At 67.2% G+C, this 17,609-nt stretch carries 22 protein-coding genes and 4 tRNA genes; 6 read left to right on the forward strand and 20 right to left on the reverse strand.

Going from position 1 to position 17,609, the window contains the following annotated elements; translation table 11 throughout:
* Positions 1–222: 222 nt before the first annotated feature.
* Both G7043_RS07135 and G7043_RS07140 read left to right on the forward strand, forming a co-directional pair.
* Positions 223–921, forward strand: coding sequence for a hypothetical protein (locus G7043_RS07135; RefSeq protein WP_166044683.1), 699 nt, complete (start codon positions 223–225; stop codon positions 919–921).
* 9 nt (positions 922–930) lie between these two features.
* Positions 931–1,701 (forward strand): methyltransferase domain-containing protein, encoded by a 771-nt coding sequence (locus tag G7043_RS07140; RefSeq protein ID WP_166044684.1) that lies wholly within the window; start codon positions 931–933, stop codon positions 1,699–1,701.
* A gap of 61 nt (positions 1,702–1,762) precedes the next feature.
* Here the strand turns inward: G7043_RS07140 and rplA are convergent, their stop codons facing one another.
* The 13 genes from rplA to G7043_RS49275 all read right to left on the reverse strand — a co-directional run bounded on the left by rplA (position 1,763) and on the right by G7043_RS49275 (position 9,499).
* Positions 1,763–2,473 (reverse strand): 50S ribosomal protein L1, encoded by a 711-nt coding sequence (rplA, locus tag G7043_RS07145; RefSeq protein ID WP_166044685.1) that lies wholly within the window; start codon positions 2,471–2,473, stop codon positions 1,763–1,765.
* Positions 2,474–2,553: 80 nt separating this feature from the next.
* Positions 2,554–2,988 (reverse strand): 50S ribosomal protein L11, encoded by a 435-nt coding sequence (gene rplK / locus G7043_RS07150; protein WP_065915943.1) that lies wholly within the window; start codon positions 2,986–2,988, stop codon positions 2,554–2,556.
* 87 nt (positions 2,989–3,075) lie between these two features.
* Positions 3,076–3,888, reverse strand: a complete 813-nt coding sequence (nusG, locus tag G7043_RS07155) for a transcription termination/antitermination protein NusG (protein WP_166044686.1) — start codon at positions 3,886–3,888, stop codon at positions 3,076–3,078.
* Between the two features lie 40 nt (positions 3,889–3,928).
* Positions 3,929–4,342, reverse strand: coding sequence for a preprotein translocase subunit SecE (gene secE / locus G7043_RS07160; RefSeq protein WP_166044687.1), 414 nt, complete (start codon positions 4,340–4,342; stop codon positions 3,929–3,931).
* A 37-nt stretch (positions 4,343–4,379) separates the two neighbouring features.
* Positions 4,380–4,452 (reverse strand) — tRNA-Trp (locus G7043_RS07165).
* Between the two features lie 168 nt (positions 4,453–4,620).
* Positions 4,621–5,040, reverse strand: coding sequence for a MaoC/PaaZ C-terminal domain-containing protein (locus tag G7043_RS07170; RefSeq protein ID WP_166044688.1), 420 nt, complete (start codon positions 5,038–5,040; stop codon positions 4,621–4,623).
* Positions 5,037–5,486 carry a MaoC family dehydratase N-terminal domain-containing protein gene (locus tag G7043_RS07175; protein WP_166044689.1) on the reverse strand — a complete coding sequence of 150 codons (450 nt, stop codon included), beginning with the start codon at positions 5,484–5,486 and terminating at the stop codon, positions 5,037–5,039. Before G7043_RS07175 ends, G7043_RS07170 begins: the two co-directional genes overlap by 4 nt.
* A gap of 72 nt (positions 5,487–5,558) precedes the next feature.
* Positions 5,559–5,723: a 50S ribosomal protein L33 gene (gene rpmG / locus G7043_RS07180; RefSeq protein ID WP_053733184.1), complete on the reverse strand. Its 165-nt coding sequence runs from the start codon at positions 5,721–5,723 to the stop codon at positions 5,559–5,561.
* A 167-nt stretch (positions 5,724–5,890) separates the two neighbouring features.
* Positions 5,891–5,963, reverse strand: a tRNA-Met gene (locus G7043_RS07185).
* A gap of 42 nt (positions 5,964–6,005) precedes the next feature.
* Positions 6,006–6,081: transfer RNA gene (locus G7043_RS07190), tRNA-Thr, on the reverse strand.
* Between the two features lie 75 nt (positions 6,082–6,156).
* Positions 6,157–8,763 (reverse strand): putative bifunctional diguanylate cyclase/phosphodiesterase, encoded by a 2,607-nt coding sequence (locus G7043_RS07195; RefSeq protein ID WP_166044690.1) that lies wholly within the window; start codon positions 8,761–8,763, stop codon positions 6,157–6,159.
* 161 nt (positions 8,764–8,924) lie between these two features.
* A complete protein-coding gene (locus tag G7043_RS49270; RefSeq protein WP_313887730.1) occupies positions 8,925–9,149 on the reverse strand; it encodes a PhzF family phenazine biosynthesis protein in 225 nt (74 codons plus the stop codon).
* A gap of 35 nt (positions 9,150–9,184) precedes the next feature.
* The gene (locus G7043_RS49275; RefSeq protein WP_278185679.1) at positions 9,185–9,499 is read right to left on the reverse strand and encodes a PhzF family phenazine biosynthesis protein; all 315 of its coding nucleotides are present in this window, start codon (positions 9,497–9,499) and stop codon (positions 9,185–9,187) included.
* Positions 9,500–9,513: 14 nt separating this feature from the next.
* Between G7043_RS49275 and G7043_RS49800 the strand changes: the two genes are divergently transcribed.
* Both G7043_RS49800 and G7043_RS07210 read left to right on the forward strand, forming a co-directional pair.
* Positions 9,514–10,332, forward strand: coding sequence for a GNAT family N-acetyltransferase (locus G7043_RS49800; protein ID WP_166044691.1), 819 nt, complete (start codon positions 9,514–9,516; stop codon positions 10,330–10,332).
* Between the two features lie 113 nt (positions 10,333–10,445).
* A complete protein-coding gene (locus tag G7043_RS07210; RefSeq protein ID WP_166044692.1) occupies positions 10,446–10,682 on the forward strand; it encodes a hypothetical protein in 237 nt (78 codons plus the stop codon).
* 111 nt (positions 10,683–10,793) lie between these two features.
* Here G7043_RS07210 and G7043_RS07215 read toward each other — a convergent pair whose 3' ends face one another.
* From G7043_RS07215 to G7043_RS07240, 6 genes are all read right to left on the reverse strand, one after another.
* The gene (locus G7043_RS07215; RefSeq protein ID WP_242641844.1) at positions 10,794–11,219 is read right to left on the reverse strand and encodes a carboxymuconolactone decarboxylase family protein; all 426 of its coding nucleotides are present in this window, start codon (positions 11,217–11,219) and stop codon (positions 10,794–10,796) included.
* Positions 11,220–11,302: 83 nt separating this feature from the next.
* Positions 11,303–12,052: an SDR family NAD(P)-dependent oxidoreductase gene (locus G7043_RS07220; protein WP_166044694.1), complete on the reverse strand. Its 750-nt coding sequence runs from the start codon at positions 12,050–12,052 to the stop codon at positions 11,303–11,305.
* A 52-nt stretch (positions 12,053–12,104) separates the two neighbouring features.
* Entirely contained in the window at positions 12,105–12,932 is an 828-nt protein-coding gene (locus G7043_RS07225) for a hypothetical protein (RefSeq protein ID WP_166044695.1), read from the reverse strand.
* Positions 12,929–13,606 carry a protein phosphatase 2C domain-containing protein gene (locus G7043_RS07230; RefSeq protein ID WP_166044696.1) on the reverse strand — a complete coding sequence of 226 codons (678 nt, stop codon included), beginning with the start codon at positions 13,604–13,606 and terminating at the stop codon, positions 12,929–12,931. The genes G7043_RS07225 and G7043_RS07230 overlap by 4 nt, the downstream gene beginning before the upstream one ends.
* 295 nt (positions 13,607–13,901) lie before the next feature.
* Positions 13,902–14,597: a flavin reductase family protein gene (locus G7043_RS07235; protein ID WP_166044697.1), complete on the reverse strand. Its 696-nt coding sequence runs from the start codon at positions 14,595–14,597 to the stop codon at positions 13,902–13,904.
* A gap of 582 nt (positions 14,598–15,179) precedes the next feature.
* Positions 15,180–15,260 (reverse strand) — tRNA-Tyr (locus tag G7043_RS07240).
* Positions 15,261–15,379: 119 nt separating this feature from the next.
* On the opposite strand from G7043_RS07240, the gene G7043_RS07245 reads away from it, so the two are divergent.
* Together G7043_RS07245 and rfbA are read left to right on the forward strand one after the other, a co-directional pair.
* Entirely contained in the window at positions 15,380–15,871 is a 492-nt protein-coding gene (locus G7043_RS07245) for a YajQ family cyclic di-GMP-binding protein (protein WP_086666415.1), read from the forward strand.
* Complete coding sequence (gene rfbA / locus G7043_RS07250) at positions 15,868–16,740, forward strand: glucose-1-phosphate thymidylyltransferase RfbA (RefSeq protein ID WP_166044698.1); 873 nt, start codon at positions 15,868–15,870, stop codon at positions 16,738–16,740. The genes G7043_RS07245 and rfbA overlap by 4 nt, the downstream gene beginning before the upstream one ends.
* Here the strand turns inward: rfbA and htpX are convergent.
* A complete protein-coding gene (gene htpX / locus G7043_RS07255; RefSeq protein WP_166044699.1) occupies positions 16,737–17,600 on the reverse strand; it encodes a zinc metalloprotease HtpX in 864 nt (287 codons plus the stop codon). The genes rfbA and htpX overlap by 4 nt on opposite strands.
* Positions 17,601–17,609: the final 9 nt, after the last annotated feature.

Consider the following 17,609-nt stretch of genomic DNA (forward strand, 5'->3'; position numbering starts at 1 on the left):
GGGTTAGACCGCCAGCCGAGAAGGCTCCGAAACAACAAAAACGCCCACGCGCACAAGCAGCACGGGGCGTTGCAAGAGCTAGCCTCGTCCTCCCTGCGCGGGCCGCCCGTGTTGCAACGGGGCCTTCGTTCTCCTCGCGGAGAAAACCAGCGGTCTTCGGTAGAACCGTTGAAAACAGTACTCGACTGTGTACTGCCGGACCAAATCGGCATGATGTGACCTGTGACAGACGAGCCCGGCAAGGACCTCGCGCCCCGCCAGCCGCAGCCTCCGGCCCCTCAGGTGGACCCGGAGCAGCTCAAGCAGTTCCAGGAGTTCCAGCGCTTCCAGGAGTTCCAGCGCTACCAGGAAGCCACGGGCCAGGCGCCGCAGCCGCCCAGGCAGCAGGGCAAGCGCTGGTGGCTCGTCGTGCTGGGCAGCCGCATCTTCTGGCGCACGCTCTTCTTCGTCCTGGTCATCGGCTCCGTGATCTGGGCCTACAACCACTTCTTCGGCGTGGACGACCCCGGCGACATCGCGCAGGACAGCGGCGGCGTCACCGGTCCGGCCCAGGGCCTCTCCTCGCCGGCCGGTCTGCAGGGCACGGTCGGCATGTTCTACAAGCACGTCTCGTTCGCCGACACCACCCGTGCCTGCACGCTCTTCCTCCGCGACGACACCCGCCAGAAGTTCGCCAACGCTTACGGCGCAAGCGATTGCGCGGACGCGGTGAAGACCCTGAAGACCAAGGTGACCAGCGTCGACAAGTTCCAGCAGGTCATGTTCCCGCCGGACATGCTCAAGACGCCGACCACCGACAAGGTCACCATCGACTCCTGCGCGCTGACCGTGGAGGGCGGCCCACGCCTGGGCTCGTTCGTCGTGGAGAAGATCAAGAACGGCTGGGTCATCACCGACTGGTCCCCCAGCACCTGTGGTTGATTGGACCGCATGGCAAATGCACTGGGGGTGCCGAGCCCCGACAAGGCCGCGTACATGGACAACGTCGCCGCGGTGGCCGTCGACTACAAACAGCAGCTGCTCGACCTGCTCCAGCTGGAACCCGGCCTGAAGGTCCTCGACCTGGGTTGCGGCCCCGGCGCGGATCTCCAGGCGATGGCCGACGCGGTCGAGGTGTCCGGACGTGTCATCGGCGTCGACGTCGACCCGACGATGGTGGAGGCCGCGAGCGAACGATTCCGCGACCACCCGCAGGTCGAGGTGCTCCTCGGTGACGGCCACGCGTTGTCGTTCGAGGAAGCCTCGTTCGACCGCGCGAGGATGGATCGCGCGCTGCAGCACGTGGCGGACCCCGCCGCCGTCCTCGCCGAACTGCTCCGCGTGCTGAAGCCGGGCGGCCTGCTGCGGATCGGCGAGCCCGACTGGGATTCGCTGGTGGTCGACGGCGACCTGGAGATGAACCGCGCGTTCAACCGTTTCGTCTGTTCGACGATGGTCCGCAACGCCACCGTCGGCCGTCAGCTCGCCCGGTTGGCGCGTGCGGCCGGCTTCGAAGTCGACGAAGTCCGCACGGCATCACCTGTGTTCCACGACTTCGCCCAGGCCGACAAGATCTTCGCCTTCACCCGCAACACGGAAAGGGCGATCCGAGCCGGCGCCATCGAGCGCGCGGACGGCGAGCGATGGCTGGCGGAACTGCAGGCCGGTGACTTCCTGGCTGCACCGCTGATGTTCCTGATGTCAGCGCGCAAACCGTTGTGAGACAGCAAAAGGCCCCGGTGCCGAAGCACCGGGGCCTTTCGAAGAGCTAGAACCGTGAGGCTCAGGCCTCGTCCACCAGCATGTTGCGGGTGCGGTTCGGGTCGACCGGGATGCCGGGGCCCATCGTCGTGGAGACGGTGACCTTCTTGACGTACCGGCCCTTGGCGGCGGACGGCTTCGCACGAAGAACCTCGTCGAGGGCGGCCGCGTAGTTCTCGACCAGCTTCTCGGAGTCGAACGACACCTTGCCGATCACGAAGTGCAGGTTGGCCTGCTTGTCAACGCGGAAGTTGATCTTTCCGCCCTTGATCTCGTTCACGGCCTTCGCGACCTCGGGGGTCACGGTGCCGGTCTTCGGGTTCGGCATCAGGCCACGCGGGCCCAGGATGCGAGCGATGCGGCCGACCTTCGCCATCTGGTCGGGGGTCGCGATCGCGGCGTCGAAGTCGAGCCAGCCACCCTGGATGCGCTCGATCAGGTCCTCGGAGCCAACGGCGTCCGCACCGGCGGCCTCGGCCTCAGCGGCCTTGTCACCGGTTGCGAAGACGATCACGCGGGCGGTCTTGCCCGTACCGTGCGGCAGGTTCACGGTGCCGCGGACCATCTGGTCGGCCTTGCGAGGGTCGACGCCGAGGCGGATTGCAACCTCGACGGTGGCGTCCAGCTTCACCTTGGACGTTTCCTTGGCGAGCTTGGCGGCCTCCAGCGGCGAGTACAGCCGCTCCCGGTCCACCAGCTCGGCGGCGGCCTTGTAGGCCTTGCTGCGCTTCATAACTTCTGTCCTTACCGTGGATCAGTTCGTGGTGAATGAGCCGCGCTCGGCTCTCCCACGCTTGCTAGAAAAGGGTGCGATCAGCCTTCGACCGTGATGCCCATGGAACGGGCGGTGCCAGCGATGATCTTCGCGGCCTGGTCGATGTCGTTCGCGTTCAGGTCGACCATCTTGGTCTGCGCGATCTGACGCACCTGCTCCATGGTCACCTTGGCGACCTTGACGCGGTGCGGCTCGCCGGAGCCCTTGTCGACACCGGCAGCGGCGAGGATGAGCCTCGCGGCGGGCGGGGTCTTCAGCTTGAAGTCGAACGAGCGGTCTTCGTACACGGAGATCTCAACCGGCACGACCTGACCGCGCTGCGACTCGGTCGCGGCGTTGTAGGCCTTGCAGAACTCCATGATGTTGACGCCGTGCTGACCAAGCGCGGGACCGACGGGCGGCGCCGGGTTGGCGGCACCAGCCTTGATCTGCAGCTTGATGATCGCTGACAGCTTCTTCTTCTTGGGTGGCATTGTCCGTACTTCCTGTTATTGCGGTGTCCGCGCGCGGCCCTGCCAGCCGCAGCGTGGCCGATCGACCTCTCCGCGAGGAGAGATCGCTCAGATCTTGGAGACCTGGCTGAACGACAGCTCGACCGGCGTCTCCCGGCCGAAGATCGACACCAGGACCTTCAGCTTCTGGCCGTCCGCGTTGACCTCGCTGATCGTTGCGGGCAGCGTGGCGAACGGGCCGTCCATGACGGTGACCGACTCGCCGACCTCGAAGTCGACCTCGATGGTCGGCTTCGGCGCACTGGTGGAGGCGGCCTTCTTGCCCTCGGCCGGCTTCTGCTCGCCCTGGGGGAGCAGGAACTTCAGCACCTCGTCGATCGTGAGGGGCGAGGGCTTCGAGGTGGCTCCGACGAACCCGGTCACGCCCGGCGTGTTGCGGACGGCGCTCCAGGACGCGTCGGTGAGCTCCATGCGGACCAGGATGTAGCCGGGCAGCACCTTGCGCTGCACCAGCTTGCGCTGGCCGTTCTTGATCTCGGTGACCTCTTCGGTCGGCACCTCGACCTGGAAGATGTAGTCCTCCATGTCGAGCGTGTGGATACGAGTCTCGAGGTTCGCCTTGACCTTGTTCTCGTAACCTGCGTACGAGTGCACGACGTACCAGTCGCCGGGCGCGTGGCGCAGGGCCTGACGCAGCTCTTCGGCGGGGTCGGCGATCTCTTCGTCGATCGGCGTCTCGTCGATCGCGAGAACGTCCGCATCTTCGGGATCGACAGTCTCGTCGTCGGCCTCGGCGGTCTCGCCGTCCTCGGACTCCACAGCGTCCGACTCGACCGTCTCGTCGACAGCGGTGTCCTCGGACACCTCGTCGTCGATGAGGTCGGTCTTCTCCTGGGCGTCGACGCCGTTGTCGGAGGTCACTGTGGATCTCGCTTCCTGATTGCAGCGGCAGCTGTCCGGCTCAGCCGAACAACTCGAAAACAGCCGCGCCGAAGCCGAGGTCGAGAGCCCACACCAGCGCCACCATGAACACCACGAACACCAGGACGACGCCGGTGTACGTGACGAGCTGCTTGCGCGTCGGCCAGATCACCTTGCGGAGTTCGCCGACGACCTCGCGGATGTAGCGGAAGCCCCGCCCGATCAGCGAGGGACGCTTCTCCTGTCCTTCACGGGTCTTGGTCGGGCGACCCTTCTTCGCGTCCTCGTCCGACTCGTCGGACTTGACGACGCTCTTCTTCGACTCAGCGCTGCTGCCGTCCTTGCGGGCGGCCGGGCGTGAGGAGGCACGACGTTCACGTCGCGCCGCAGCAGTGGACGGCCGGACAGCGCCTTCGCGCTCCTCCGGCTGGTCCTGCTCGCGGCCCTCGCTCATGCCGTGCCTCCACTCCACCCATGACGCGCTTCGACAGCAGGGGCGACAGGACTTGAACCTGCAACCTGCGGTTTTGGAGACCGCTGCTCTGCCAGTTGAGCTACACCCCTTTGAGATCCACGCGAGATCCCCTGGCCAAGCAGGAAGTGTACGGGAGCCTGTCCCGTCCATTCCAACCAGACCGCTCAAGCACTTGCCGAGCGGCCTGTCGCACAGCCTACCCACACGCGAGCCGAGAACACGAATCAGGGTCGGGCAATCGCACCCGACCCCGTGTGTCAAGAAACACGTACGCGAGCAAAAGCGCCGGTCAGGACCGACTTGCCCTCGAACGCCGCGTTGATGTTGACCTTCACAGTTCCGTCTTCGAAGTCCTTGGTGACCTTCGCGGTCACCTCGACCAGCGCGCCCTCGCCGTCGTTCGGCACCACGACGGGCCGGCCGAACCGGCAGCCGTACTCGACGATCGCGCCGGGGTCGCCGATCCACTCCGCGACGATCCGCGAGGCGACGGCCATGGTCAGCATGCCGTGCGCGATGACGTCCGGCAGGCCGACGTCCTTCGCGGTCTTCTCGTTCCAGTGGATGGGGTTGAAGTCCAGCGAGGCGCCCGCGTAGCGCACCAGGTCGGCCCGCGTGAGGCGGACGGACAACGCCGGCAGTTCCGTTCCGACCTCGGTGACGATTCCTGCGGTCACGCGTCTTCTCCCCTCACGACGAGCATCGACTTGGCGGTGGTGACGAGCTCGCCGTCGACCGTGCTGATCTCGGTCCGCACGGTCACCATGTCGTTGCCCATGCGGGACGTGATGGCGTCGACGTGCGCCACGCTGACGAGCTGGTCGCCCGCGGTGATGGGGCGGTGGTGCGTGAAGCTCTGGTCGCCGTGCACGACGCGGCTGTAGTCGAGCTTCAGCTCGGGGTCGAACATGACCGTCTCGTTCGTCTTCATCGCCACCACGATCGCGAACGTCGGCGGCGCGATGACGTCCCTGTGCCCCAACGCCTTCGCGGCTTCGGCGTCGCGGTAGGCCGGGCTGGTCGCACCGATGGCGTCGGCGAACTCGCGGATCTTCTCGCGGCTGACGTCGTACGGCTGCGACGGCGGATAACTACGTCCGATGAAGCTGGGGTCGAGAGGCACCCGAAGAGCCTATATGCGACGAGGCCCGCCCCAGGTGTGGGACGGGCCTCGTCGAAAGTCTTCGCTACGCGCTCAGCGGGTTTCCTTGTGCGCGCGGTGCGTCTTGCAGTTCGGGCAGAACTTCTTGACCTCCAGGCGGTCCGGGTCGTTGCGCCGGTTCTTCCTGGTGATGTAGTTCCGGTGCTTGCACTCCTCGCACGCGAGGGTGATCTTCGGGCGTACGTCGGTTGCAGCCACGGTCCTTGCCTTCCTGAGAGCTCTGCGAACCCCGTAAGTCCCAGTCCGGGCTTACCGTCTGGCGGGGCGGGCAACGTCGCTGCCCGGGGGTGTGGGGGCTTGGCCCCCAAAATCATGCGGAGCGAGGACGGTCGGCGCTTTCCGCCGACAGACCCCACCCACTCGCGTAGCGGTGGCCGGACTTGAACCGGCGACACAGCGATTATGAGCCGCTTGCTCTACCAACTGAGCTACACCGCTTTACACAACTACAGCCGCAGCGCTCAGCACTGCGGCCAGTAGTGGAGCCCCTTTACGGAATCGAACCGTAGACCTTCTCCTTACCATGGAGACGCTCTGCCGACTGAGCTAAAGGGGCTTGCTCTTTCGTTCTTGCTGAGCTGTGGAGAACTCTACAACACGCGGCAACCAAGAACGAAATCCGGGGGTGCCTCTAGTGCACCAAGGTGAGCACCGTCTCATCGCGAGCACCCCTGACCTGCACCGTTCGGGCGCGCAGCCACGCCTCGAAGCGGTCCTCGGACAGCGGACGAGAGATCAGGTAGCCCTGGGCCACATCGCACCCCATGCCCACGAGTTGATCGCGAGCGGCGTCGTCCTCCACGCCCTCGGCGACGACGACGAGGCCGAGCGAGTGCCCGAGCTCGACGATCGACCGGACCACGGCCATGTCACCGAGATCCGTGCCCATCCCGAGCACGAACGACTTGTCGATCTTCACCTCGTCCACCGGCAGCTGCCGCAGGTACGCGAGCGACGAGTAGCCGGTGCCGAAGTCGTCGACCGCCAGCACGACACCGATCGCGTGCAGGCGCCGCAGCACCGGCAGAGCGCGCTCGGGGTCGGCCATGACGCCCGACTCGGTGAGCTCGAAGGTCAGCAGCCCGGACGGCACGTCGTGGCGTTCCAGGGCGGCCGACACGCGGTTCGGGAAGTCCTCGTCGCCCAGCGTCCGCACGGACAGGTTGACCGCGATGGACATCCGCAGCCCGCGGTCGAGCCAGCGGCGCACGCGTTCCAGCGCCCGGTCCATCACGAAGTCGGTCAGCACGTCCACCAGGCCAGTGGCCTCGACGGCGGGCACGAACTCGTCCGGGTCGACGCGGCCGAACTCCGGATGTGTCCAGCGCACCAATGCTTCCGCGCCTACGACCTGACGGGACGGCAGCGCCACCTTCGGCTGGTAGTGCACGGAGATCTGCCCGGTCTCGACGGCCTGGCGGAACTGCGTCACGAGCTGGAAGCGGCGCAGGAACAGGTGCCCCATCGAAGGCGCGTAGGCCTTCACCGGCGTGCCTTCCGACGTCGCGCGCACGGCGACGTCCGCCCGCTGCAGCAACGCGTCCGGGTCCGGGTCCTCGGTCTCGGAGTCCGCTTTGGACGCATAGCCGACAACGGCGGAGGCCTCGACGGTCAGGCGATCGACGGGATACGGCACGGAAAGCCCGGCGCGCAGCCGTTCGGCGATCTCGTGGGCGGACGCGGCACGGGTGTCGTCGAGGTACGCGGCGAACGCGCCACCTTCCAAGCGCGCGAGCGGCACGTCGGCTCCGAGTGCGTCGCGCAGCCGGCGTCCGGCGGCGACGACCATGCGGTTGCCCCAGGCCTGGCCCAGCGCATCAGAAACCGTCGACAGGATGTCGAGGTCGATGCGCAGCACCACTCCCTTCTGGGACTCGCGCAACGGCTCGGCGCACGCTTCGCGCAGGCCCGGCCGGTTCAGCAGACCGGTCAGCGGGTCGTGGTAGGCGTCGTGCCGCAGGCGGGCCAGCAGCCGCCGGTTGTCGACGGCCGTCGCGAGGTGCGAGGCCAGCGTGCGCAGGAGCTGGATGTCCGCCTTGCCGAAACCGCGCCAGCGGGACAGCCGGTCGTGCGCCTCGACCGCGCCGAGCAGCTGGGTCGCGCCGCGCAACGGGACGACCAGCGCTTCCTGCGCGTCCCGGCGCAGCAGGGCCTCCGTGACGTCCTCGGTCGCGTCGGCCACGCGGTAGTAGCGGACGTGCGTGCCGGGCAGTTGCAGGACCGGGTCCTCGCGCACGGCCCGCGGGTCGGTCGCGGTCATCTCGTCGGGCAGCGGTTCGCCGGCGACGAGGGTGATCATGGCTTCTTGCGGGTCGGTGCGCAGGCGCAGCACGACCCGGTTGGCGTTGAGCTGCTCGCGGATGCGCTCCGCGATGAGCTGCCACTCGTCCTCTTCCACGCCCGTGGTGAGGTCGTCGTCGGGCTGGTGCGGTCCGGTGCCGTGCTGTCCCGACCTCGCGACGCGGAGGCTGACCTCGCTCAACGCCTCCAGGTCGCGCTGTTCGCGCAGCAGCCCGGAGTAGGCGAGGTAGGTGGCCACGATCCCGGCGAGCACCAGGATGATCAGGACGCCGCCCCACGCGGTGGTGGAGACGATCTGGAAGCCGACGAGACCGGCCGAGGTGTTCAGCAGCGCCACGACCAGCGTCTGGAGCACGAGACGCACGCTGTTGCCGACGCGCATCGACTTGCCCATGAGCCGCAACGCGCACAGGCCCAGCACGCTCGCGAGCAGCGGCACGGTGATCGTGCCGACGAAGGCACCCGCCCAGAACGGTCCGCCCTCGCCGATCATCCGCTTCACGGCCTCCGCGGCCGCGAACGCCACGGAGATCTCCATGAACATGAGGCCCGCGTTGTAGACGGCGCGGTCCAGGATCCGCCGGCCGAGCAACGTGCCCACGCCCGCGACCACGTGCGCGGCGAGCACCACCTCGAACGGGGCCACCAACAGGCCCAGGACCAGCGGAATCTCGGTGAAGGAGATCGTCCACGCGACGCCGCTGCGGACGTCGACGTTGATGGCGAGCTGTTCCGCCAGCAGGAAGCCGACGACGAGAAGGGGCCCGATCCAGAAGAGGGAGGTGGTCTCCTTCTCCGGCAGCCAGGCCGCGACCATGCCCGCGCAGACGACACCGGCCACCAGGAGGGTGACGGCGAACGCGCTGAACGCGCGGTTGGTCGACTTGGCCGACCAGGCGGCCGAGTCCGACACGGGGGCCGACGCTCGGTCGGACATCCAGCCTCCTCGTCGGCCTGGGGCGGGGGAACCTCTAGGCGTGACTGAGGGGTCCCGCACTTGGCGATCAGGACCCCTCCACAGGGGCACCAATGTACCCCGCTCGGGGGACGAAATGGCAGGTCGAGCACCCCGTGTGACTTCGATTCACCCAGACGTGGTTAGCCGCTCAGGCGTCCTCGGAGCACCGTCACGGCCCGCCAGGAGAGCAGTACACGATCTTGGGCGAGGGTGGTCCCGACGAACCCGCCGCGCGGCGACGCCCGCTCCGCCAGCAGGTCAGCGCGCTGGAGCCGAGGCACCCACCAGGACGCCAGCGTGCAGTGGGCCGATCCGGTGACGAGGTCCTCCTGGATGCCGACCGCCGGGCGAAAACAGCGACTCACGACGTCAGATTCACCGTCGCCAATCGCCGTCACGATTACTCCGCGTGACGGGATTGTGTCAGTCCTTGGACATCAGGTCGCAAGGAACGGACCTCGGCGGCGCTTCCCAACTCGATCAGGTAGTCGAAGCGCCCACGTGAGACGGACTTGATCGTCGCATGTGGCAGCGCCTCTGCTAGACCGATTGGCGGGTCAGTCAACTCTGGAGGGTCCGCCGGGAAGTCCATCAGGACCCATCCATCGTCATTGGTGCATGTGAGCACCCCACTACGCGTGGTGAACCCCTGCTCGCCGCCTAGCACATGAGCGGCGGCGAGGGTGGCGTGTCCGCACAAGTCGACCTCGGCCATGCTCAGATGGGGCCGTGACCGAGATTTTCTCTTACCGCGAGACAGATCCGGACTCCCTCATGCCCACGTGGGGAGCACTGCGCACGCACGGCCTCAACTGGCACCCCGGCTGGGACCTGCCCGCGCTGCTCGACGAGTGGGAGCCCCAGCTCACCGGCCTGGACGACCCGGACACCGCGGCGATCGTGACGCTGCCGAGCCACGAGACCAGCGACGCGCTTCCGTTGGTACGACACGGTTTCGCGCCGCTCGTCGTGGTCGCCGAACGCCTTGCACAGCGCGTGGCACCGCAACGGCCGTCCGATGTGCACGTCCGGCCGGCGACGCACGCCGATCTGGACGTCGCAGTCGAGTTGAACCTGGAGACCATTCGGTACGACGCCGCGTTCGGGATGGTCAACGAACGCCCGAACAGCGCGCAGCACCTGCGCACCGCGCTCGCCGAGGTGCTCGACCGCGACCACGAGGCGATGTGGCTCGCCGTTCGCGACGACACGCCCGTCGGCATGCTTCACGTCGACATGCCGACGGACGCGGGGTGGATGGAGCGGTACGCGGAAGCCCGCCCGTTCGCCTACCTCGGCCACCTCGGCGTGCGTCCGGACGTTCGCGGCGGCGGTGCGGGCAGCGCGCTCGTGGCGCACGTCCACGACGTGCTGGACCGGGCCGGCGTGGCGTCGACGCTGCTCCACCACGCCCTGCCGAACCCGCGCTCGACGCCGTTCTGGTACTCGCACGGCTACCGGCCGCGCTGGACGCTGTGGGTTCGCCGCCCGGCTCTGCGCTCGTCCTCCGGCGTGTCTTCGCGACCCGAACGGCCTAGTGGGACATGATCTACCCGTTCACACAAGCGAAGAACCCAAACGAACCCGTACTTGTGGAACGAATCCGGCCTCTATTTCGACAAAGGGGTAGCGGATTCGGACACCACACCTGGGGGGTCGAAATGGAACTCAGCGGAAGAGCGAGAGCGATGCTGCGGGCGGTCGCCGCGGGTCGTGCCGAGGTCACCGGCGGCACGGAACCCGACCTGTACGTCGACGGACTGCCCTGCTGCGACCAAATGGCGACGCACGACCTCGTGCACGCGGGCCTGCTGCGCCCCACGCAGCCGACGAGTTTCGGGCGGCGCGTCTGCGCGGAACTGACCGACGACGGCCGGGCAGCGCTGGCCGCCAGTTGACCGGCGTGTTGATCGCCCAATGATCGAACATCTGTTCGACATGGGGTATGCTCCGCGCTGAAGCCGGCACGCAAGAGAGAGGAAGCTCTTGCGCGCCGGCTTCAACCTTCTTCAGGCCACTTTCTGCTGCGTGGCCACGTTGAGGCGGTTCCAGACGTTGATCGCGGAGATGGCGACCGTGAGCCCCGCGAGCTGTGCCTCGTTCCAGTGCTTCGCGGCCTCGTTCCACACGTCGTCGCTCACGTGCACGTGTGTCATCTCCTCGGCGAGCGCGAACGCCGCCTTCTCCGCGTCCGTGTAGTACGGCACGTCCCTCCAACCGGCCACGGAGTAGACGCGCTCGTCGGTCTCGTTCGCCTTGCGCAGCAGCTTGCTGTGGTAGTCGATGCAGACCCCGCAGCTGTTGATCAGGCTGACCCGGAGGTAGACCAGCTCCAGGAAGTTCTTGTCCAGCCCGGTCTTCTCCGCGGCCTCGGACAGCCCCAACAGCGCCTGCATGGCACCGGGCACGGACATCATGGGGTTGGCGATCCTCATCTTCGTTCTCCCTGTCTTCATCGTCTTCTGCCCTCTCGACCCGGCGGGCGACGGATGTGTGACAGGTAGTTCGAAGATTTTTTCTACGCGCTCACGCCCTGCCCCAGGCCACCGTCGACGGGCAGGTCCGCGCCGGTGGTGAAGGTCGCCTCGAAGGCCAGGAACAGCACGGCGGCCGCGACCTCGTTCGCGGTGCCGTGGCGCTTGAGCGGCGTGATCTCGTCGCCCTGCTGTTTGAACACGTCCAGAACGTCCTGTGGCACACCGGTCACACCCATGGACGGCGTGTCGATGAAGCCGGGGCTGACCACGTTGACCCGGATGCCGCGGGGCGCGAGCTCGGCCGCGAAGGACCTGCCGAACGACCGCACCGCCGCCTTCGCCCCCGAGTAGGCGCTCATCCCCTTCGCGCCGCCGGTCTGCGCGATCGAGGTGGTGAAGATGATCGATCCGCCTTCGTTGATGAGCGGCGCCAGCTTCTGAGCGGTGAAGAACGCGCCCTTGGTGTTCACGTCGAACGTGTGGCCGTAGTCCTCCTCGGTGACGTCCTGGATCTCGCGCAGCGTCGCGTGGCCGACGTTGATGAAGAGCAGGTCGATGGTTTGAAGTCGTTGCGCTACTTCGGTTTTGAGGTTGGCGATGTCGGTCAGGCTCGCCGCGTCGGAGGCGATGGCGTGTGCCTTGACGCCCTCGGCCTTCTCCGTCGTGCGGCCGGTCAGCAGCACCTCGGCGCCGCCTTCGATCAGCTTGTCCACCACCGCGCGGCCCATGCCGTGCGTGCCGCCGGTGACGACGGCCTTCTTCCCCAAGTAGTTCTTTTCCTGGATCCCCATGCTTTTCATGCTGGTTCGGCCACTGGCGAGCCGACAAGTACCCACTATTTTGTCAGGTACCCACTTCTTGGTAAGGATCCAGCAGGCGCTCTGCCCACCGCGGCAGTTCGTGCCCGCGGGCCGCTTCCCGGAGACGGACCCGGAGCGGTCCGGGCAGGCGAGCCACGTCCAGCCGTTGCCTGATCCTGCTGTTGCCCAGGAGCAACAGGCGCGCCGCACCCTTGTCATGACGTTGATCGGCCTGGGGATCCTGGAGTGCGGCGATGATCTCCGCGATCGGTGTCTCGCGCAGGACGAGGCCCGGAACGTCCTCGTACGGCGGGTGCTTCGAACCCCTGCCGACGCCGGCCGAGTTCCACGCCAGCAGTTGCAGCACACGGGTCACGGGGTCGACGACCTGCATCCGCTCGCGCGCCCGGACCACGCGGCTGGAGTCGGCGGGCGTCTCGAAGTGGCCGACCAGATCCCCGGCCATCTCCTCCAGCGCGGGAGGCATGGCCGCGATCCAGGCCAGGCGCTCCGGCCGTTCGCTGTTGCTGAGCAACACGCCAGGCAGGCCGTGCTCCTTCAACCAGCGCAACAGCACCAGGCCGTCCGCGAGCTCCGCGTTGCCGCTCTGCCACTGCCAGGCAATCGAGACGCCGTGGTGGAGTACGACCACGGTGAGCAGTTCACCTTGCGCGTCGAGGAACTCGAACCGAACCTGGCCGCGGCACGCGCACACGTAACCCGGCAACGACTCGACCTTCATCGCCGCGCGCAACCGATCGCGGTCCTCTTCTCGAGACAGGTCGACGAGCGCCTCGCCGTACCACTCGATCTCGGCGACGCGGACGCTCGCGGCGGCGCGCAGCACGTCGTCCAGCGCGGTGAGCGTCACCGTTCGAGATAAACGACGGTCGCGTCGTCAGAAACCTTCGTGCGCGGCCATTCAACGGCCTTGACGTCCTCTTTTTCGACCTGTCGCATTTTGCGGATCAGATCGTCCGGCCCGTTCGCCGCCATCAGTTCGAGCGCCTTGGGCCAATCGAAGAGACCGAACAGGTCAACGGCCCGTGCAGCGCCGTCGGAGAGGACCGCGACACGGCGCACGTCCTGCACCGGAATCTCACCTGTGAGCGCATGCTCAACGTCCGAGGGCTTCGCACCGGCCGTGCGGTTCGTCTGCGTGTCGCTCACGACGTGCAGCTCGCGCTTGGTGTCCACCACGACCGTGGCATCACCCAGCACCAAGTACCGCAACACGTCGTCCTTGATCTGCACCATCGCGATCGCCACGCTGGGCGAGCCAGGGTGGTCGAGGTCGCAGGTGCCGGAGTGCAGCTCAGCAGCCTGCTTGATGGCCTCGGTCAACGCCGGGGCCGGACCGAGGTGCGCGAACCGCAGCAGTTCCGCGGCCAGCTGGTCGGCGAACCAGCCGACGCCGTGCTCGCAGCCGGTCTCCGGTTTCGCCGTCACACCGTCGAGCACGGCGAGCAGGTTCGGCCCGACCAGCGCGCGATCCTCGCTGGGCGCCGTGGTTCTGCCGGCCTCGGTGGCCATCTGCGTGCGCATGGAGATCCCCCTCGGTCGCGTACTTCGGTACGTCCTCGGTACAGCCGTCGGGAAACTCCGGTTCGAGTCGGACCCGACCCGCCAACACTACAAAGACCTTGTGACCAGTTGTCTGGTCACAAGGTCTTATGTCCTGCTGTGGCGGGTAGAGGATTCGAACCTCTGTAGCTTTCGCGACGGATTTACAGAGTGCCGCGAACATCACGCTTGACCTCGTGTTTTGCGGTCTACACGCACAGTTTCGGCAACAGTTCGGCAAGGGGTGCCCGGCCAACGGGCGATCGCAGGGGGTGGGTCACGCCTTCGCGGGCACGGTGCGGGCGCGGTCGATGTCCGGACCGCGGTAGAGCCGCTCCGGGATCGTGGCCAGCGTCGAGGGGTGCACCTGCGGCCCGAGGCCGTAGAACTTCTGAAAGCTCATGATCAGCGGGCGCCAGGCGTCCGGGTCGATGTGGTCGTCGGTGCCGGCCAGCCGCATGTTCTCGTGCACGAACACCCGCTGCACGCGGACCTCGAACGCGATGATCGACCCGCGCTGGCTCTCGTCCGCCTCCGCGATCGGGTGCACCGCCTCGACGACGACCTCCATCGCCACCGGGCACTCGGCCACCCGCGGCGGTGTCACCGTCTCCGACGAGACCGGGGTCAACCCGGCACGCCCGAACTTGTCGGCGACGTGGAAGTAGCCGCGCTGGGCCTTGGTCGGCGGCACCGGGTCGGCGCCGGTGGTCAACGCGAGCCGGTCCACCGCCGGGGCCAGCTCGTCCGAGGGCAGGTTGAGCACACCCTCACCGGTGCGCAGCAGGTTGCGGGCCGTCTGCGACTTCGCACCGAAACCGAGTACCGCCCGCCAGCCGAGCCAGAATGCCGAGGAGATCGGCGCCAGGTTGGCCGTGCCGTCTTCGTTCTCGCTGGACACCAGCACGACCGGGGTGCCGAAGTACAGGATGCCGGGCTCGATGGACTGGTGCGCAAAGACTTCCGTGTTCACACCGCACAGTCTGGACGTCCACACCGGACGATCGCTGGCGGAAATCAGCCGTCGTGAACGGCCGGCGCAGCGCTGCGGCTTGAGGTTCGACCAGCCAGGATGACCCGTCGTTGTTGCGCACCGCGAGGCTCCCGCTGCCCTTGGGGTCCATGACCAGCAGCATCGAGTCGCCGCTGGGCTTGCGGCGGAACTTGAGGCCGTACACGACCACCGTGTGCGCCGGGCCGCCACGTGCGAGGTTGTAGAACAGGGTCAGGTAGCCGGGAGCGTTGATCTTCCCGGCCAGGTCCACAAGCCCAGGACCCGCGCGCCCGCACCGACGATCTACGCGACCGCTTCCCAGGCCTGCTCGATCCGCCCCTGCGCCTCGGCACGGCCGAGCCGTTGAACAGCGGTCTGCGGTAAAGATCTCGGCCTACGCTGGTTCAAGCAGCGATGGGAAGACTCGCAGCGTCGGCATAACTTCGGCATAACTTCGGCAAGGATGGCCGTAGAACGCCGGTTCGAGCCGGACACAACCGGACAAGACGACAATGGGCCTGTGACCAGTTCGCGCTGGTCACAGGCCCATTCGTAGTGCTGTGGCGGGTAGAGGATTCGAACCTCTGTAGCTTTCGCGACGGATTTACAGTCCGCTCCCATTGGCCGCTCGGGCAACCCGCCCCACACCGCCGTAACGGTGCAGGCGGAACAATACATAACCCCTTCGGGAGGCCCCAAATCGGGGTACCCCAGTAGCATCGACGCTGGCTGTGACCCCGAGATCGTTGAGGAGTGAAGTCGTGGCGGACCCGTCGTTCGACGTGGTGAGCAAGGTGGACCGGCAGGAGGTCGACAACGCGCTCAACCAGGCGGCCAAGGAGCTGAGCACGCGCTTCGACTTCCGCGGGACCAACACCACCGTGGCCTGGGCCGGCGAGGAGGCGATCACCTTCACCTCCGAGACCGAGGAGCGCTGCAAGGCGGCGATCGACGTCTTCCAGGAGAAGCTGGTCAAGCGCAACATCTCGATGAAGGCGTTCGAGGTGGGCGAGCCCGCGGTGTCCGGAAAGGTGTTCAAGGTCACGGGAAATCTCGTGCAGGGCATCACGTCCGAGAAGGCCAAGGAGATCGCCAAGAAGATCCGCGACGAGGCGCCCAAGGGCGTGCAGGCGCAGATCCAGGGCGACCAGCTGCGGGTCTCCGGCAAGAAGAAGGACCACCTGCAGGACGTCATCGCCCTGCTGAAGGGCTCTGACTTCGGCATCGCCCTCCAGTTCACCAACTACCGGTGAAGGGCATCGTCCTCGCCGGTGGCAGTGGGACGCGCCTGCACCCGATCACGCAGGCCGTCTCCAAGCAGCTGCTGCCGGTGTACGACAAGCCGATGATCTACTACCCGCTGTCGGTGCTCATGCTGGCCGGCATCCGCGAGGTGTTGATCATCTCCACGCCGACGGACTTACCGCTGTTCCGCCGCCTGCTCGGCGACGGAACCCAGTGGGGCATGGCCTTCTCCTACGCGGAGCAGGCCGCGCCGAACGGGCTCGCGGAGGCGTTCGTCATCGGTGCGGACTTCGTCGGTGACGACGACGTGGCGCTGGTGCTGGGCGACAACATCTTCTACGGCCAGGGCTTCTCCACCACGCTGCAGGAGCAGGTGTCCTCTTTGGACGGCTGCGTGCTGTTCGGGTACCAGGTCAAGGACCCCGAGCGGTACGGCGTGGGTGAGGTCGACGCGACAGGGAAGCTGCTGTCCATCGAGGAGAAGCCCGCGAAGCCGAAGTCGAACAGGGCCATCACCGGGCTCTACTTCTACGACAACGGCGTGGTCGACATCGCGCGGAACCTCAAGCCGTCGCCGCGCGGCGAGCTGGAGATCACCGACGTCAACCTGCACTACCTGCGCGACGGCCGGGCGCAGCTGGTGGACCTGAGCCGCGGGTTCGCGTGGCTCGACACCGGCACGCACGACTCGCTGCTCGAGGCCGGGCAGTTCGTGCAGGTGCTGGAGCACCGGACCGGTGTGCGGATCGCGTGTCCCGAGGAGATCGCGCTGCGAATGGGCTTCATCTCCGCGCAGGAGTGCTACGCGCTCGGCGAGAAGCTCGGCAAGTCCGGGTACGGCGAGTACCTCATGGCCGTGGCGAAGGTCGGGCGCTAACGCCGCGCCATCTCCTCGAGCCTGCGGATGCGGTCGGCGATCGGCGGGTGAGTCGAGAACCACTTCGCGAACTGTTCCCCCGAGCGGAACGGGTTCGCGATCATCAGGTGGCTCTGCGACACCACCTCCGGCTCCGGTGCGAGCGGCGCCGCCCGCGTCCCCAGCTCGATCTTGCGCAACGCGCTCGCCAGTGCCAGCGGGTCGCCGGTGAGCTCGGCGCCGGCCTGGTCGGCCTGGAACTCGCGCGAGCGGCTCACGGCCAGGCGCACCACGGTGGCCGCGATCGGGCCGAGCAGTGCGATCAGCAGCAGGCCGAGCGGGCCCGGGCCGTCGTCGTCTCCGTCGCCGCCGCCGAAGATGCCGGCGAACAGGGCCAGGTTCGCGAGCATCGTGATCACGCCGGCCAGCGCGCCGGCCACGCAGCTGATCAGGATGTCTCGGTTGTAGACGTGTGCGAGCTCGTGGCCGAGCACGGCGCGCAGTTCGCGTTCGTCGAGCAGGTCCAGGATGCCCGTGGTGCAGCACACGGCGGCGTTGCGCGGGTTGCGGCCCGTCGCGAACGCGTTCGGTGCGATGGTGGGGCTGAGGTACAGCCTCGGCATGGGCTGGCGCGCCTTCTGCGACAGCTCCCGCACGATCGCGTAGAGGAGAGGTTGCTCCACCTGCGACACCTGCTGGGCCCGCATCGCACGCAGCGCGAGCTTGTCGGAGTTGAAGTACGCGTAGGCGTTCACGCCCAAGGCCAACACCAGGCCGATGACCAGTGCGGTCCGGCCGAACAACCCGCTGATCACGATGATCAGCGCGCTCATCCCGCCGAGCAGCACGGCCGTCTTCAACCCGTTGAAGTGCTTGTGCACGGTTCCGCC

The organism is Lentzea alba (assembly GCF_011067745.1).
Classification (GTDB): Bacteria; Actinomycetota; Actinomycetes; order Mycobacteriales; family Pseudonocardiaceae; genus Lentzea; species Lentzea alba.